This is a genomic window from Pseudoalteromonas sp. PAB 2.2 (genome assembly GCF_001938575.1).
Taxonomy (GTDB): Bacteria; Pseudomonadota; Gammaproteobacteria; order Enterobacterales; family Alteromonadaceae; genus Pseudoalteromonas; species Pseudoalteromonas lipolytica.
In genome coordinates this window covers 273,227-290,445 of the sequence record NZ_LYPI01000010.1, presented here as the reverse complement: position 1 = coordinate 290,445, position 17,219 = coordinate 273,227, and the positions used below count along the sequence as shown (strand labels likewise).

The following is a 17,219-nucleotide window of genomic DNA, read 5'->3' as shown; positions in this document are numbered from 1 at the left end:
TTCCATTATAGAGTGAAGAGCTTACAATTAAACTCGTTCTTTTGTATATAAATTACACACATGCACCAACACAAAGTTGCGAAAATGGCACAAAGCATAAAATTATCGCTTTGTGCGCGGTGATTAAATAATATCCTCTCCTGCCTCATCACTTGTAACAATATCTGTTTCTTGCAGTGCATGTGCAATCCAATTATTCAAAACAGGACACGATAGTACCTGGTCACAATAAGCTTGTGCAGGGCTTGATAATGTTACTTGGTAAGTTTTAAAGCGCAGTACCACGGGCGCAAACATCGCATCAACAATTGAAAACTCACCATACAGCCATGTATTGGACGACGATTGTGGTCGCATCGAAAATATCTCATCAATGCGCGCAATGTCTTTCTTTGCGTGTTCTGACAGCTCAACATGTCTTTTAGCTCGAATATTCATGGGCATTTCATTTCTGAGTGCGAGAAAGCCACTATGCATTTCTGCAGCCACACTTCTTGCGTGAGCTCTTTTATTTAAGTTTTCAGGCCATGCTCTGCCATTTAGATAAGCATCGTTGATGTATTCACAAATCGCGAGTGAATCCCACACTGCTAAATCACCGTCGATTAATGCAGGGACTTTTTGTACAGGAAATTTCGTTTTTAATCTGTCATAAAAGTCTGGGGTATCTAAAACAAGTTGCTGCTCGGTAAATGATATATTGAATTTACTTAATAAATACCACGTTCTTAATGACCAACTCGAATAATTTTTATTACCAATAAATAATTGCATTTTTCATCCCTTAACGATTAGATTAATACCACTATAGAGCAGCAAAAGGCGAATTACTCGCCAATTGTTTTTATACAACCCATAAGAGAAACTGATACATCATGGATATTGATGCCTTACGAACTTTTTGTGCTTTTGTAGACACGGGCAGTTTTACCCGCGCAGCCGCACAGATTTGCCGAACCCAATCTGCGGTAAGTATGCAGATGAAAAAACTAGAACAAGACACAGGGAGTTCTTTATTTGAGAAGCAAGGACGACAGTTAGTGCTTACCCAACAAGGTCATCAATTAGCAAGTTATGCAAAGCAGTTAATCAATCTTCACGATGAGGCCTTTAAGCAACTTCAAGCAGGCACTGGAAACCGTCGAATTCGTATTGGCTGCCCTGATGATTACGCCCATTCAATTTTACCGCGACTCGTGAATTCACTGCGCATGTTAAATACTGCGCTGGATATACAAATTAGCTGCGCACCTAGCAGTGAATTAAGGGCTAAGCTTGACCAAGGTCAACTTGATTTAGTGATTGCGACCCGTTCACCAAACTCAGAGGAAGGTTACCTAATACAATCAAGCCAAGGAGTGTGGGTGAAAAGTCCGTCTTTTAAATTAAACCCTGCAACCCCCTTGCCACTGGCCTTATTTCAACGCGACTGTAAATTTCACCAAGCCAGCATCGAAGGTCTACTGAAAGCAGAGCGACACTTTAATATTATCGCCTGCTGCGGCTCTGTGGGGGCTTTACATGGTTTAATTGAGCAAAATCTCGCAATAGGGAGCATGGCACGCATTAGTATGCAAAAGAGCGTAGAAGAAATTACCGATGAAACACTCCCCCTCTTACCAGTGATTGATATAGTGCTTTTGCATGGTAATCATGCTCATAACCCCGTCAGCCTTGAGCAACTTAAGTCTCTGATAGAACATATTAAAGTAGTTTGACTAATTTGCGCGTACGTTTAGGGTCGGTTAAGTATAAAAACTCATTCAAATCGTGTGACGCATTAATCAGCATATGCTGTTTTGGGGCTGTTAATTGCCAACTTTCGCTATCAGATGAAACTAAATCAATCGTTTGATATTTGATACTATGCGGCTGTTCTAAGGTGATAGCTAATTGCTGCTTTTCAACTGCAATTCCAATAATTTCATCTTGTTGAGACTGCCATATTAACTCAATATCACCGTCAGAATTTACGCGAAAAACTTCATTACTATTTGAAAAATAAATCTGGTCTTTATCATCTAAGTCCATACCGTAGCAACTCAAGCGTTTACCAGAACCAGAAAATGGCGTCAGCGATAGATCATTTAAATCAAATTTAGCTGGGTGAAATGTAACCCCATCTTTTGCGCGGTAAGAGACTAAAATGGATTCTTCATTATGATACATTTCGCGTAAATAAAATGAGTGATGAGGATGTGGAATAGCTTCATAGGTCCCACTGACAATATCAATTTTATATAAGGTATCTTTGCTTGCAGTGAATACTTGCTGACCATTTTTATGCCATACAGTACCAAACAGCTCTTCGTTATCTGGATTTGCGAAGACTAATTTCTGTTTTTCATTTTCATACAAAAATAATTGTTTTAGTCCAAAGCGATGTGACTCAAATACAAATTTTGTTGAATCCGGTGAAAACACTGGCAGAAAGTCAACCGAGGAAGTATCCACCCGCTTTGTAAGTGTATTTGGATCTGTTCGTGTTTGACTGACAATATCAACATCCACATTCACTAATTCCATTAAAATTGACTCAGCAGATGAAGTGTACTGGGCATCGCGAATTATTTGATAATTATTAAACGGAATAAGCTGCAGCTCACCTTCAAGATCTAAACTTATAAGTTGGTTACGTTGGCTTATTAATAACGCTTGATTGTTTGGATGCCAACTCAAACCTTGAATACCGTTTTCTATTACTGCAATGGTTTTCACTGTATTACTAGCAAGCTCAAGCACATCGATACGGTATTTATTTTGTCCTGCTTCAAAACCTAACGCGACTTTACTACCATCATTTGATAACGCATGAACAAGTAACCAATCTTGCTCAGAAGCCGCTAGTAATCGCTTTTTTTGTTTACTGTTTATATCCAGTGAAACCAGTTGGGTGTCATTACTTTGTTTATTTTTCTCGATAAAATAGAGTACTTCTCCAGCTCCCCAATAAATATGATGGCTCGTCAGTGTCGTCTCGGTAAAGCGATTGACAGTCGTTTTCTCACGTGCCACAAATGACGATAAATCAAGCGATAAAGTTTGGAGTGACTGATTATGCTCACTCGCTTCGACAAACGCCAACGCATTGTCTTGTGAAGACCACCCTAAGGCAAAATAACTTGCAGCAAACTTCGTGAGCCTAGCTTCTCGACCTGTGGCTAATTCCTTTAACCAGATATGTTGGTTGCCTTTATCACCTCGAACAAAGGCTAAGTGGTTACCATTATGCGATAAAGATAAATTAGATTCATTCAGTTCGCTTGACGTCAGTGGCATTAATTGACTAAAACTTGGATGCGCTTGCTTATCAGCAATCATTTGCCAAACTACAACGCCTGTAAAAACGAGTACCACGAGTAGCAACGGCAACCATTGCGTTTTTGCTTTAGTTGCTTTAGTTGATTGGCTCAATTCAACCTGCTCCAAGCTATAACCCCGTTTTGGATGAGTAATTATAAATTGAGGGTTCTTGGCATCTTCTTTTAAGGCTTTTCGTAATAACGCAATACAACGCTGTACTGAGCTTGGATTAAATATTGAATTAGGCCAAACCGCAGCGAAGATCATTTCTTGGCTTACGACCTTCCCCTGATGAATATAAAGGGTATGTAATACATCCATGACTTTGGGCTCGACAACTTGCTCATATTCTTGCGATGAAATTAAACATCTGCTTTCATCAATCACAAATTTACCGATTCGATAACTCGCCACTTACTGCTCCAATAAATATTGACGAATCAAAGGTTAAGGTTTTCTTAAGAGAAACTCAAGCATTACTCCATTGTGGCTTTACTCAAACTCGTAGATTGTTTTTTCATCTTTCAATAGGTAACAAAAACAATGTATAAACTTTTATCAATCGCCACTATTTTCATCAGTGCTTTTTTACTTTTTCAAATTCAGCCTCTGCTCTCAAAGCAACTTTTACCTCACTTTGGTGGAGGTGCCTCTGTCTGGTCAGCCAGCTTAGTGTTTTATCAAACAATGCTATTGCTTGGTTATTTTTATGCACACTATATCAGTCGGTACACGATTACATTACAAGTAGTTACTCACCTGTTATTGGTTATCATTGCAACACTGGTTATTTACTTACAAAACGAAATTTTTCACTTCACTGATTGGCCTCCAACTCTCGCTGTATTTGTGCATTTATTGCGAGAAATAGGCCCTATTTTTATGCTACTTAGCGCAACCAGTGTGCTTTTACAGCGTTGGTATATCCAAGTCTTTGCAAGACATGTTCCGTACCATTGGTATTCTATTTCAAACCTAGGCTCTTTAATGGCGTTAATGAGTTACCCATTTATATTTGAATTACTGTTTTCGCTAGAGCAGCAAAAGTCATATTGGCTTTTTGGGCTACTCTGCTACTGTGCCTTATTACTATTAATAATGGCGTTTTTGCTAAAAAAAGACCTTAAAGTAGCCCGAAAACCTCAGTTAGCGAATAGTGCAAAGCTATCACAAGGAAAATCAATCTGGATTATTTTGAGTGCCTTAAGTACCGCGATGTTAGTGTCAACAACACATATGATCAGTACTAATATTCCACCAATGCCATTACTTTGGTCCTTGCCACTGGTGATTTACCTACTCACTTTTAGTTATACGTTTGCCAATAAAGTAAATTATCAGCGTTATGTGTGGGCGTATACGTTTGTATTTGCAGTGTTTGCTGGACTGTTAATGTTTTATTTTGGCAGCCAATTTAGCGCACTAGCTCAACTCATTATGTATTGCGCTATCTTATTAACCGCCTGCATGGTGTGTCATGGTGAACTAAGAAGTACAGCCCCTGATAACGCTCAATTAACCACTTTTTACTTTTATATTGCCCTAGGAGGTGTGCTAGGTTCACTTAGCAGTACCATGATTGCTCCTTTACTTTTCGTGCAACTTGATGAGTATCTACTGGGGTTAGCTGTTATTTTTAGCTTTATTTGCTATTGCCAATTTAAAACCCAAACAGGTAATAAACACATTAAGTACACCCTCGTTGCAACCGCTGTTGTATGGCTCTCATGCTATTGTTTCTTAGCCGTAAACTTTAATCAGTATAATGTTGCTACGAGCCGCAATTTTTACGGTTACCTCACAGTAAAAGATATTAATACCAATACAATAAAAGAAAGGCGCTTAATAGATGGCACAACCATCCATGGCGCAGAGCCACTTGATAATAATCAATTCCTTGGTCAAAGTTATTATCATCAACATACGGGTGTTGCTAAATCTCTCACGATTTTAAAACAACAGGGCGCATTAAACATAGGTGTCATTGGTTTAGGAGCTGGTGTACTCGCAAAGTTTGTGGGTCAAGGTGACCGCCTCCATTTTTTTGAACTCAATCCTGCAGTGCATGACATGGCAAAGAATTATTTTTCTTATTTAAATAGCAGTAAAGCCAATGTGAGAGTAACCATAGGTGATGGTCGAATTGCGCTTCAAAAAAATCATCAAGAAACATTTGATGTGTTAATCATTGATGCTTTTTCAAGTGATGTTATTCCCGCGCACTTACTCACTCGAGAAGCTATGTCGCTCTATTGGCAAAGACTCAATGAAAATGGCGTGCTGATCGTGCATATTTCCAATAACCACATCGATTTATTGCCCGTATTACAAGCACACAGCCAGCATTTTGATAAAACGTTAATAAAGTACAGTTATCAAGGGCGTGGCTTAAAATCTCTGGGCTCTGACTGGGTGGTATTAACCAGTAATCACACTTTTTTAAATGATGTTTCTATTAGTGACTTATCGCCTATAAAGCACTACGGGAATTATCAACTTGCAGAATGGACTGATCAAAAAAACAGCTTGTTGCCTCTGTTAAAATTTTAAATTAAAACACAAAAAAGCGCGATGGCTTGAAAGCTATCGCGCTCATTACTTTTTCTAAATAGATACTTTTAGATTGAGCCTTTGATTGGCCCATGCTCGTGGCTAACATGGGGGTTTTGGCCACGCTGGCGTAATAAATGGTCCATTAAGGTAATCGCCATCATCGCCTCGGCGATGGGGATTGCACGAATACCCACACACGGGTCGTGACGACCTTTGGTGATCATTTCAACGGCTTCGTTGCTGGTATTTATACTGTTACCCGGAATCGTAATGCTTGACGTTGGTTTTAGCGCGATAGACGCAATAATATCTTGTCCTGTCGAGATACCCGCAAGCACTCCCCCCGCGTGATTTGATGTAAAACCATCTGGGGTCAGCTCATCACGGTGCTCTGAGCCTTTTTGCTCAACGACATCAAAGCCATCACCAATCTCAACACCTTTTACCGCGTTGATGCTCATAAGTGAGTGCGCAAGCTCAGCATCAAGACGATCAAATACTGGCTCACCTAAGCCAACAGGCACATTCTTAGCGACTACTTTCACTTTAGCGCCTACCGAATCACCCTGCTTTTTAAGCTCACGCATGTACTCATCAAGCGCGTCTAATTTACTGGTATCGGGGAAGAAAAACGCATTGTTTTCTACTTCATCCCAGTTATAGTTTTCGGCTTTAATAGGCCCAAGCTGACTTAAACATGCACGTACTTCAATACCATGAAATTGCTTTAAATATTTTTTAGCAATCGCTCCTGCCGCCACACGAATCGCGGTTTCTCGAGCTGATGAGCGACCACCGCCACGATAATCGCGGATACCGTATTTATGCCAGTAGGTGTAATCACCATGACCTGGGCGAAATACGTCAGCGATTTTACCGTAGTCTTTTGAACGTTGATCGGTGTTTTCAATCAGTAAACCAATACTTGTGCCTGTGGTTTTACCTTCAAATACACCTGAAAGAATTTTGACTTCGTCACTTTCACGGCGCTGTGTTGTATAACGACTTTGCCCTGGTTTACGACGATCTAAGTCAATTTGTAAATCGGCCTCACTAATTTCAAGGCCTGCTGGTGTGCCATCAACAACGCCGCCTAATGCAACGCCGTGGCTCTCACCAAAGGTGGACACCTTAAATAACTGCCCTATGCTATTACCTGCCATTAACTTTCCTCATTCCTGGCTACTGAGACCGAGCCCTAAGGCTCGGCTTTTAAATTCGCTATTAATCGGCGAAATAATTAACAAGCTGTTGTTTGCTTATCACAAATACGCCTAAGCCACCTTGTTCGAATTCAATCCATTCAAACGGCGCGCCTGGGTACAATGCATCCATATGTACCATAGAGTTACCAACTTCGACAAATAACAAACCGTTATCAGTTAGATGCTCTGCTGCTTCAGCTAAAATGGTACGAGTGACGTCAAGGCCATCATGGCCCGATGCTAAACCAAGCTCTGGCTCATGGTGGAATTCGCGCGGTAAGTCGGCCATGTCTTCAGCATCAACATAAGGCGGATTGGCAACGATCAGGTCATATTTTTGTCCTGGCACACCGCTAAATACGTCTGACTGAATAGGTAATACACGCTCATTAAGCATGTAATCACTAATATTAATATCAGCAACTTCTAGGGCTTCATACGAAATATCGACGGCATCAACTTGCGCGTCTTCAAAAGCTTGTGCAAGCGCAATGGCGATACATGCAGAGCCTGTGCATAAATCAAGAATGCGGGTTACCGACTCAGGCTCTTCAAGCCAAGGAGCAAACCGGTTGTTAATTAGCTCAGCAAAAGGTGAACGCGGAATCAATACACGCTCATCAACATAAAATGGCATGCCGGCAAACCAGGCAATATTTGTTAAATAAGGCACTGGCGTGCAATCGTTAATACGTTCAGCGATTAATGCTGCTAAACGATTTTTTTCAGTGCTCGTTAAACGCGCATGCATTAGCTCTTTAGGTGCATCAACAGGTAAACTTAGTGCTGGTAGCAATAAGCTGACAGCTTCATCCCATGCGTTATCTGTGCCGTGGCCAAAGAAAATACCACTGCTCGCGAATTGACTGGTTGTCCAACGTAACCAATCGTGCAACGTTGAAAGTTCAGCAATTGCCTCGTCTAAAATTGCGTCTTCTATTTGGAAATGGTTCATATATGTTCCTTAACTTTCAAAGTCTGTTCTGACGCGTATTGTACCGTCTTTTCAATTGCTTTTTACTCGATTTTTAGCGTTTTTTTGTTTAGACTGCCGCCATGAAAAAAGATCCCCACGACAACAATCACATCAGCACTGACGATATAGACTTATTTCGTCAGAGTATCAGTGGTGCCAAAGCATTTAAACAAGACACTATCCGATTTACTAACAAGCCTAAAGTGTCACAAGCGAAGCAATTTTCCCAGCAAAAAAAGCAACATCAGTCAGAATTTTTCTTTTCAGACGAATATGTGCCAGATATTGATACGCACGGCACTGTAAGCTATGTCAAACCAGGACATGATTCCTACTTGGCAAAACAACTGCGTCGTGGTGACTACGTACCTGAGCTAACCCTTGATTTACATGGGTTAAATAAAGAACTTACCAAAGATGAGCTTGCAGGACTGATTCACGAATGTAAAAAACAACATTACTACTGCGCGTGTATCGTGCATGGGATTGGTGAGCGTATTTTAAAACACAAAGTACCGCAGTATTTAGTGCAACATCCCGATGTTATTGCTATGCACCAAGCCCCGCTTGAATTTGGCGGTAAAGGCGCAGTACTTATTTTAATTAACCTTCCACAAAGTGACGAATTCCGACGTTAACGTCACTTTTAATAAGGCCACAAGTGCATATTTTTTCGATCATCTTTCCACTGATTTTTATCGTGCTAAGTGGCTACATTAGTAGTCGTAGTCGATTTTTATCGAAAGAACACATCGCAGGCCTCAGTAAATTTACTTTTTATATTAGCGTTCCGGCATTTTTATTTGTCAATATGGCGCAAGCAGATTTACATAGTAGCGTTAGTATAGCTGGATTTTTAAGCTTTTATATTCCTGTATTAGCAATCTACGCACTCGGGTATTTGCTTGATCGCTATGTAATTTATAAGCAATCAGCCGCATCTCGCCATGCCGTGTTTGCGCTTGGTAGTAGCTACTCTAATACCGTACTAGTCGGGCTACCAATTATTATCGCCGCACTTGGGCAGCAAATGGTTGGGATTGTGTTTATGATCATTACCTTTCACAGCGCTTTACTGTTTACACTGACTTTTCTATTGAGTGCAAAATCGCAGCAAACCTTTTCATGGCGAGCCTTCGCGAAAAATATGTTACTGAATCCTGTGGTTCTAAGTATAAGCAGTGGCCTTGCGATTAACTTATTGGGTGTAACGCTTTATCACGATTTGGCGAATGGTTTGAGCTTACTTGCCAAGCCAGCTATTGCCTGCGCACTGTTTGTGTTAGGCGCAAATTTAGCGTTTTATAAGGTTGCAGATAACTGGCAAGCATCCCTTATCGCAACCATCATTAAGCTCGTAGCCTTACCATGTAGTGTGTACTTTTTTGCAACTCAGGTTTTCAACCTTGAACACTCTTTGATGACTGTACTGGTATTACTCAGTGCGTCGCCATTAGGAGTGAATGCGTATTTAATAGCTAACCAAATAAAACAACATCAAGCAACGCTCGCAAGTGCTGTCGTCATATCAACCACACTGAGCGTTATAAGTTTTACTGTTTGGTTAAGCATTTTACTTTAAGTCTTATAGCCCACCAGATACATCCACAAAACTGCCTGTGGTAAACGATGCATGCTCTGAGGCCAAAAAATAAATGGCTTTGGCGACCTCATCAGCCTCACCGCCTCGCCCGAGTGGTAATTTACTTTTTAAGCGGTCTACGCGATTAGCTTCACCACCATCACGGTGCATGTCAGTGTAAATTAAGCCGGGCCTTACAGCATTAACACGAATTCCCATACTGGCGACTTCTTTTGCAAGGCCTATGGTAAAGGTATCAAGTGCGCCTTTTGAGGCAGCATAATCTAAATACTCATTCGCTGAACCTGTCCGTGAAGCCCCCGATGACACATTAACAATACTGCCTTTGTGCATTCGCTTTATAGCTTCTCGCGCACATAAAAATGCCCCTGTCACATTACAGCTCAAAATAGCATTAATACGCGCCGCGTCCATTTCTAAAAGTGACATTTGTGGCTTCATCATCGCAGCATTGTTAACCAGTATATCTAAGCGTGACACCGTGCTATCAAGTGCAACAAACATAGCCATTACTTGTTGCTCATCAGCCACATCTGCCTGAAAGGTGTGCGCTTTAACCCCTTGCTTTTCGATTTCTTTGGCAACTTGTTCGGCGCTTTGTTGGTCTGATTTATAGTTAATGCACACATCATAGCCATGCTTGGCAAATAGTTTAGCTGTTGCTGCGCCAATACCACGCCCACCACCAGTAATAAGCACAACGGGATTTGAACTCATGATGACTCCTTAAAAACTAACTGAAATTGCTCGCACACTAAGGGCATCTCAGGATGACGTGAATAAGCTGTGCCGTGTAATTCTCGCTGGTAGTATGGCCAATGCACTTGTTGCCAATAACGAAGGCTTTTATCGCCCTCGCCTTCTAACGCGGCATACGCTTCGGTAATTTGATTATAAGGGGTGATAACAACAGAGGTGGTTTCAATAATGCCAAGCGGCCGCCCTTGCCAGTTCGTAAAAATAGCCAAGTCACCAACCCGAGGGAGCGCCTCGTTATTAGCTTCAAACCAATACAGTGATGAGGTGGTCGCTCGCTTGACTCCTTGCAGAACAAGGTCAGCGCATTCATTGGCATCCACCTCATTATCGCAAAAATGCCAAGCAGGCAAAGTACTAATTTGACGAGATGACTGCTGGTTAAAATCAGCAATCATCTTGTTGATTCGTTGCTCGTTACTTAACGGCTGCAACAACTGAAATCTCAACAAGTAGCGCGTCACGCGCCATTTTAGCTTCAACACAGGCACGCGCGGGGGCATGACCTTCAGGTACCCATGCATCCCACACAGCATTCATATCGGCAAAGTATTCCATGCTTTTAAGATAGAGGGTGGCGCTTAACATATGCTCTTTGCTGCTACCGGCTTCAATTAGCAGAGTTTCAACTTTATCGAGCATAGTTTGCGTTTGTTCAGCAATGCCTTTTTCTGCATCAGCGCACACCTGCCCACATAAGTAAACCGTGCCGTTATGCTTAACGATGCGGCTCATTCGCGCACCTGTTTGTAATCGTTCAATTGTCATAGTATGTATTAAATAGTTAACAGTGACAGTAATTTAACAGACATACTGCTATATTTCGACGTTATTTGGCGAGTGAATACTTAAGTAGTGGCTTCGCTGTTTCGTTTCATCATATTCAATGACCGCTACAGCACCCGTATTAAAAATAGGCATATTACCAGGGCTCAATTGATCAACTAAATAACTCACGATCGGCATATGAGCGACGACTAGCCAAGTATTACACTGTGGATGCATCGCGATTAACGTTTCTAAATAATCAGTAGCCATTTGTGGTACACCGTCGGGAGTAATGTCGCGACACGTTTCTTTGTAGAGTAACGGAATATTGTGTGTTGCATTCTCAGCCGTTTGCTGGGCACGTAAGTACGGACTTACCAACAAAGCGTCTGGTTTATAATGACATGCTAACCACTTCCCCATCCTACTGGCTTCTTGTTGACCCGTTGGCGTCAATTGTCTTGCTGCATCATCTGCTTGCATAGGCGTTGCTTCGCCATGGCGCATGATTAAGATTGTTTTCATAAAAAATCAACCAATTAAAGAATATAAAACAGTAGCCAGTTTGCTTGATTGTTAGCTATATTAGAATATCATCACAAGATAGATTAAACATCCGCTTATGATATTCAGGTAGATTTTCGTTGCTGTGCCTTTAGCGTTCCTGAGATTATCATCTGTTGTTAGGACATTAACGCATTCTTTCAGGAGAATCTTTTGAATATCAGCCGCAATGATAACAGAACATACCAGCCCCTAACACTGGACAATGGTCTAAAAGTGCTTTTAGTGCAAGACTTAGAGTCAACAAAATCAGCGGCTTCTATGGCTGTTAATGCGGGTCACTTCGACGATCCCCTTGATAGACAAGGTCTGGCTCATTTTTTAGAGCATATGCTTTTTTTAGGGACTGATTTATATCCCGAGTCTGGTGCCTTTTCGAACTTTGTTTCACAATCAGGTGGCAGCACGAACGCCTGGACTGGCACCGAGCATTCTTGCTACTTTTTTGACATCAATAATCAACAGTTTTCAGATGCACTCGCGCAATTTAGTCGTTTTTTTATTGCCCCCTTACTCAGTCCAAAAGAAACCACCAAAGAGCGCAATGCAATTGACGCTGAATTTAAATTAAAAATTAAAGACGACGGACGCCGTATTTATCAAGCGCATAAAGAAACGGTAAACCCAGCACACCCTTTTGCTAAGTTTTCGGTGGGTAATCAACACACATTAGCAGACCGTGAGGGCTGTATTAGCGAAGAACTGCGCGCATTTTTCAACCGTCATTACCAAGCACAATGGATGACTTTAGTTATTTGCAGTAACGCCGATATTGCCACGATGACTGACTGGGTTAAGCAGTATTTTAGCGATATTAAAGGGCAAGCAAAGAGTAAAGAGATCATCGAGCCTCCCCTTTATCGCAAACAAGATTTGGGCAAAGTTTTACACATTGAACCGCACAAACATATGCAAAAGCTCATCATCAGTTTTGCTATGCCCAACATTGATGATTTTTATCGCCATAAAACGGTTAGTTTTATTGCTCACTTGCTTGGCTATGAGGGCAAGGGCTCGTTGTATTCAATTTTAAAAGAACAAGGTTGGATCAATGCTCTTTCTGCTGGTGGCGGTATTAATGGCAGTAACTTTAAAGATTTTAATATCAGCGTAGCTCTTACAGATGAAGGTATTGAATACTATGAAGATATTGTCGAAATGGTATTTGAGTATATCTGTTTAATTAATCAAAACTGCGCCAAACTTCCCAGGCTTTATCAAGATAAAAAGAACCTGTTACAAATTGCCTTTGATAACCAAGAAAAAGCACGCCTCATCGACTGGGTTAGTAATTTAAGCATTAACATGCAGCATTACGATGAAGAAAATTACGTACAAGGCGATTATTTAATGGAAGGCTTTAATCGTTGCGCCCATGAAATTGCGATGCAATGGTTAACCCCAGATAATATGCGATTGGTGCTCATTCACCCCGATGTTGAGCCAGAACATACTACCGCTTGGTACAATACACCTTATAAAATCGAAGATATATCGCCATGCTGGTTAGAAGCATTAAGTGAAATAAACACGCCCTTACCTGAAATGTGTCTGCCTTGCGCTAACCCTTATTTAACCAAAGAGGTTGAACTGTTACCGCTAGACACTCCCAAAAAAGCGCCTGAACTACTTGTGAAACAAGAAGGGTTTGATTTTTGGTTTAAGCAAGACGCGACTTTCCGCGTTGCTAAAGGGCATTTTTATTTAGCGATGGATTCTCACTACGCAATTAAAGACGTAAAACACATGGCGCTAACGCGCCTGTTTGCAGACCTTTTTATGGACAGTGTGGCAGAGCAGTTTTATCCAGCCGAACTGGCTGGGCTGAGCTATCATTTAACCTCGCATCAGGGTGGGCTTACACTGCACACCGCCGGTTTATCTTCAAGTCAGCTCACCTTAGTTAACGAATTACTCGAAGCACTGTTTAATGTCGATATTTGCGCAAAACGCTTTGCCGAGTATAAAAAACAGCTTGTTAGGCATTGGCGTAACAGTAATCAAAACAAACCCGTCAGTGAGCTATTCAGTATTTTAGGGGCGCAAATTATGCCGTGGAACCCTGAGCCCAATGCACTTGCTCAGGCGCTAAAAGATACCAGTTTCCACCAATTCAACTGCTTTAGAACTGAGTTTTTTAAAGCCTTGCATGTTGAGTCATTTTTACATGGCAATTGGCAGCGCAGCGATGCACTTAAATTTCAAAAGCAAATCGTTGATCACCTCTCTGGCAGTACCACTATTATCGATTTAACACGGCCACTAAACGATGTTACCGAAGTAGAACACCAACGTATCACACTCAATTGCAACGACCACGCGATGGTGCTTTATTACCAAGCATTAACCGATGACACCACAGAAAAAGTTAAAATGATGGTGCTTAATCATCTTATCAATCAAGACTACTTTAACGAGCTAAGAACAAAACAGCAGCTTGGCTATTTAGTGGGTGCTGGTTATGCCCCATTCAACACACGCGCTGGCATTGCGTTTTATGTGCAATCGCCTAAACACAACGCTGATGAGATACTCAAACGCCACCAGCAATTTATTAGTAATTTTGTCGCACAGATCCCCACTGTTGATGAGCAGCAATGGCTTCAAACAAAAGCGGGACTCGTCACACATATTGCAGAAAAAGACAAAAACTTACGACTTCGCTCACAACGTTTATGGCTGGCAATTGGTAACCGCGATACTGAGTTTAATATGCAGCAACAACTGATCGCTGAGCTTGATGCGCTGAGTCTTGAGGATATGCAGCAATATATTATTGAGATCTTTTCTGAAAATCGGCCTAGAATCGAACTTTTAAGTGAGCCGAAGCTCAAAAAACCAGCAAAAGCCAACCTTTCTTCTCATTCTCTTTGACTCGTTCGTGAGCTTAGATTAAATTATCTGGTGCGAATTAAGGTATTTCATTAATGATAAAAATAATAAAAATGATTTCTACTTTTTTAATAATGAGTATGGCGGATGTTTTTTCTGCTTCTGCAAGCCCGATAGAGCTTGAGCAAAGTACACTGTTGCTGATCCCAAGCACAATTATGATGCTCTTGCTGCCATATTTGCTATTTGTCATTTACAAACTAAAGCGTTCTCGACATCAGCTGCGAATCTCTGAACATCGACTAAAAAGTACCGTAGAAGGCAGTGGTGATACCCTATGGGACTGGAACATAAAAACGGGCGAAGTAATACGTATCAACGATAAATACACCACAGATACGAATAACGCCAACGGCTTCCCTCCTAATCGAGACCTTATTCACCCACATGATTTACCACACGTTGAAAATGCACTCAAAAGACATTTTGCAGAACACACTGCATTTTTCGAGGCTAGTTACCGAATTAAAGATAGTTTTGATCGCTGGCACTGGGTATTAGACCGTGGAAAAATTATCGAAAAAGATACCAACCTAAATCCCTTACGAATGACAGGCACTGTCAGGGATATTTCACAGCTAAAATCAACAGAAGCCCGTTTAAACCTATTTGCTAAATGTGTTGAATCGCTGACTGATGCAATTGCTATCTACGACAAAAACTTTAAGCTTGTTGATTTAAACCCGAGCTTTTTAACTCTGTTTGGCGGCAGCCGTGAACAGTATTTAAAGAAAGATTTTGCACTGCTTGGCTACGACCAAAGTTATGTCGACGAAATTAAAGCCACCGTAAAAGCCACCGAACATTGGCAACAAGAAGTCAAACTTAAAAATGCTCAACGTCAATTATTACCCATTGAAATTTCAATTGATGAAATTAAAAATGAGCATAATCAAATTTGTAATTACGTGGTTGTTTATTCTGATCAAACCGAGCGTAAAAAAGCGGAGTCTCAATTACATAACCTATCAAACAGAGACCGGACAACCGGTTTGCCTAACCGAAACTTATTTTTCACCAATTTAAAAAAACTCGCAAAGCAAGACAATCACCATGCTCTTTTAGTGTTTGACCTAGACAACTTTAAAAAAATTAATGACTCATTAGGTCATCAACTAGGTGACAGTCTCCTAGCTAAACTGGCAATGCGTTTAAATAAACTCACTCGCGAGAAAGATGTGTTTTATCGTTTGGGTGGTGATGAATTTGCATTGGTTATGTCGGGCACTAACGACATTCATACCATCACACGGATGGCTAAACTATTTTTAGCCGCAATTGCCACCCCTTTTAATATGGCAGGCCATGAGCTGGTAATTACCTCAAGTGTCGGAATCGTGCTGTTTCCAGAAGACGGTAATACCCCCGAGCTATTGCTAAAAAATGCCGATACTGCGATGTATCACGCAAAGAAAAAAGGCAACAGCTACTTATTCTTTAATGACACAATGAACCGTGAGGCGGTAAAGCGCTTACAAATTGAAAACTTAATGCGCTACGGATTAAAAGAGGATCATTTCGAAGTCTATTACCAACCGAAAATGAATATTCACACCGGTAAACTCGATGGCATGGAAGCACTCGTCCGCTTTATCACTCCTAAAAAGGGGATTATAAGCCCGGGCGTCTTTATTCCGATTGCCGAAGAAACAGGGCAAATTATTGAAATTGGTGAAGTGGTCTTAAATAAAGCCTGTCGCGATGTGAAAAACTGGATAGATCAAGGCCTCTTTAATGGCCGTGTTGCGGTGAACTTATCCGCTAAGCAATTTAGTTTACCCGACTTAACCACTCGCATTGATTTAATATTACAAAAGAACGAGTTGCCCTCTTATTTTCTCGAACTCGAAATTACCGAAGGCACCGTAATGGATGACCCGCAAGAAGCCATTGCAGTCATGCGCTCATTAAGTGCCAGAGGCATTCACTTAGCGATGGATGACTTTGGCACCGGTTATTCATCCCTCGCCTATCTAAAACAGTTTCCACTAAACACGCTTAAAGTTGATAAAGCATTTATTGATGATATGCAAACTGAGCGGGGCCGGAACATGGTTGACTCAATCGTTACCATCGCACACAACCTAGAGTTACATGTTGTTGCCGAAGGGGTTGAACAAGCTAAACAAGTAGAGATGTTAAAAGAATTAAAGTGTCAAACGGTGCAAGGTTATTATTACTCAAAACCATTGTCACACCCTGAATTTACCGCATTTTTGAAAAGCCAACTCACTAAGTCAGCTCCAAGTTTAATCAGGAGTGTAAACGTTAATTAAGGGCGCCAACCACATGCCTGACGGCCAACATGGCGAACAAAAGCACGGCGGTAGTGCACATTAAACAAACACCAAGCAATGGGCCCAAGCACGCCCCCTAAAAACATCCAACGTTTTACAGGCATTCCCTTCGAAAGCGACTCTAAATACATCACCAATACAAATAAACAACTCAGTAGAATTAGCAGCACACAGCACCTCATTAAAAACAGCGCGCAGTGTATATAATTTAAGCACAGGTTTAAACCATGAAGCTGTAATAGCCACTATAAAGACGGGTTATATTCTATTACTATCAATTGCAAAGCGCTAAAAAATGCGTG

At 41.2% G+C, this 17,219-nt stretch carries 15 protein-coding genes; 6 read left to right on the top strand and 9 right to left on the bottom strand.

What is annotated here, in order from left to right:
* Positions 1-123: 123 nt before the first annotated feature.
* Entirely contained in the window at positions 124-774 is a 651-nt protein-coding gene (locus tag BWD47_RS09775) for a glutathione S-transferase family protein (RefSeq protein ID WP_075593887.1), read from the bottom strand.
* A 101-nt stretch (positions 775-875) separates the two neighbouring features.
* Between BWD47_RS09775 and BWD47_RS09770 the strand changes: the two genes are divergently transcribed.
* Positions 876-1,718 (top strand): LysR family transcriptional regulator, encoded by an 843-nt coding sequence (locus BWD47_RS09770; protein WP_036969929.1) that lies wholly within the window; start codon positions 876-878, stop codon positions 1,716-1,718.
* Here BWD47_RS09770 and BWD47_RS09765 read toward each other — a convergent pair.
* Positions 1,705-3,717 (bottom strand): winged helix-turn-helix domain-containing protein, encoded by a 2,013-nt coding sequence (locus tag BWD47_RS09765; RefSeq protein WP_036969931.1) that lies wholly within the window; start codon positions 3,715-3,717, stop codon positions 1,705-1,707. The two genes, BWD47_RS09770 and BWD47_RS09765, sit on opposite strands and share 14 nt — an antisense overlap.
* Positions 3,718-3,846: 129 nt before the next feature.
* On the opposite strand from BWD47_RS09765, the gene BWD47_RS09760 reads away from it, so the two are divergent.
* On the top strand, positions 3,847-5,853 hold the full coding sequence (locus BWD47_RS09760; protein WP_075593886.1) for a fused MFS/spermidine synthase: 2,007 nt from the start codon (positions 3,847-3,849) through the stop codon (positions 5,851-5,853).
* Between the two features lie 68 nt (positions 5,854-5,921).
* On the opposite strand, the gene aroC is transcribed toward BWD47_RS09760, so the two are convergent.
* Both aroC and prmB read right to left on the bottom strand, forming a co-directional pair.
* Positions 5,922-7,019, bottom strand: coding sequence for a chorismate synthase (aroC, locus tag BWD47_RS09755; RefSeq protein ID WP_036969935.1), 1,098 nt, complete (start codon positions 7,017-7,019; stop codon positions 5,922-5,924).
* A gap of 61 nt (positions 7,020-7,080) precedes the next feature.
* Complete coding sequence (gene prmB / locus BWD47_RS09750; protein WP_065978781.1) at positions 7,081-8,016, bottom strand: 50S ribosomal protein L3 N(5)-glutamine methyltransferase; 936 nt, start codon at positions 8,014-8,016, stop codon at positions 7,081-7,083.
* 101 nt (positions 8,017-8,117) lie between these two features.
* Between prmB and smrB the strand changes: the two genes are divergently transcribed.
* Both smrB and BWD47_RS09740 read left to right on the top strand, forming a co-directional pair.
* Positions 8,118-8,675 (top strand): endonuclease SmrB, encoded by a 558-nt coding sequence (smrB, locus tag BWD47_RS09745; RefSeq protein ID WP_075593885.1) that lies wholly within the window; start codon positions 8,118-8,120, stop codon positions 8,673-8,675.
* Between the two features lie 23 nt (positions 8,676-8,698).
* A complete protein-coding gene (locus BWD47_RS09740; protein ID WP_036969941.1) occupies positions 8,699-9,619 on the top strand; it encodes an AEC family transporter in 921 nt (306 codons plus the stop codon).
* A gap of 3 nt (positions 9,620-9,622) precedes the next feature.
* Here the strand turns inward: BWD47_RS09740 and BWD47_RS09735 are convergent, their stop codons facing one another.
* The 4 genes from BWD47_RS09735 to sixA are packed head-to-tail and all read right to left on the bottom strand — an operon-like array spanning position 9,623 to position 11,689.
* A complete protein-coding gene (locus BWD47_RS09735; protein ID WP_075593884.1) occupies positions 9,623-10,357 on the bottom strand; it encodes an SDR family oxidoreductase in 735 nt (244 codons plus the stop codon).
* A complete protein-coding gene (locus BWD47_RS09730; protein WP_075593883.1) occupies positions 10,354-10,794 on the bottom strand; it encodes an ASCH domain-containing protein in 441 nt (146 codons plus the stop codon). Before BWD47_RS09730 ends, BWD47_RS09735 begins: the two co-directional genes overlap by 4 nt.
* A gap of 19 nt (positions 10,795-10,813) precedes the next feature.
* Positions 10,814-11,164, bottom strand: a complete 351-nt coding sequence (locus BWD47_RS09725) for a RidA family protein (protein WP_065978777.1) — start codon at positions 11,162-11,164, stop codon at positions 10,814-10,816.
* Positions 11,165-11,212: 48 nt separating this feature from the next.
* Positions 11,213-11,689, bottom strand: a complete 477-nt coding sequence (gene sixA / locus BWD47_RS09720; protein WP_075593882.1) for a phosphohistidine phosphatase SixA — start codon at positions 11,687-11,689, stop codon at positions 11,213-11,215.
* A 192-nt stretch (positions 11,690-11,881) separates the two neighbouring features.
* Here sixA and BWD47_RS09715 point away from each other — a divergent pair, with 192 nt between their 5' ends.
* On the top strand, positions 11,882-14,602 hold the full coding sequence (locus BWD47_RS09715) for an insulinase family protein (protein ID WP_075593881.1): 2,721 nt from the start codon (positions 11,882-11,884) through the stop codon (positions 14,600-14,602).
* Positions 14,603-14,778: 176 nt separating this feature from the next.
* Positions 14,779-16,896: a putative bifunctional diguanylate cyclase/phosphodiesterase gene (locus BWD47_RS09710; RefSeq protein ID WP_371915642.1), complete on the top strand. Its 2,118-nt coding sequence runs from the start codon at positions 14,779-14,781 to the stop codon at positions 16,894-16,896.
* On the opposite strand, the gene BWD47_RS09705 is transcribed toward BWD47_RS09710, so the two are convergent.
* Positions 16,893-17,087: a hypothetical protein gene (locus BWD47_RS09705; RefSeq protein WP_036969956.1), complete on the bottom strand. Its 195-nt coding sequence runs from the start codon at positions 17,085-17,087 to the stop codon at positions 16,893-16,895. The genes BWD47_RS09710 and BWD47_RS09705 overlap by 4 nt on opposite strands.
* Positions 17,088-17,219: the final 132 nt, after the last annotated feature.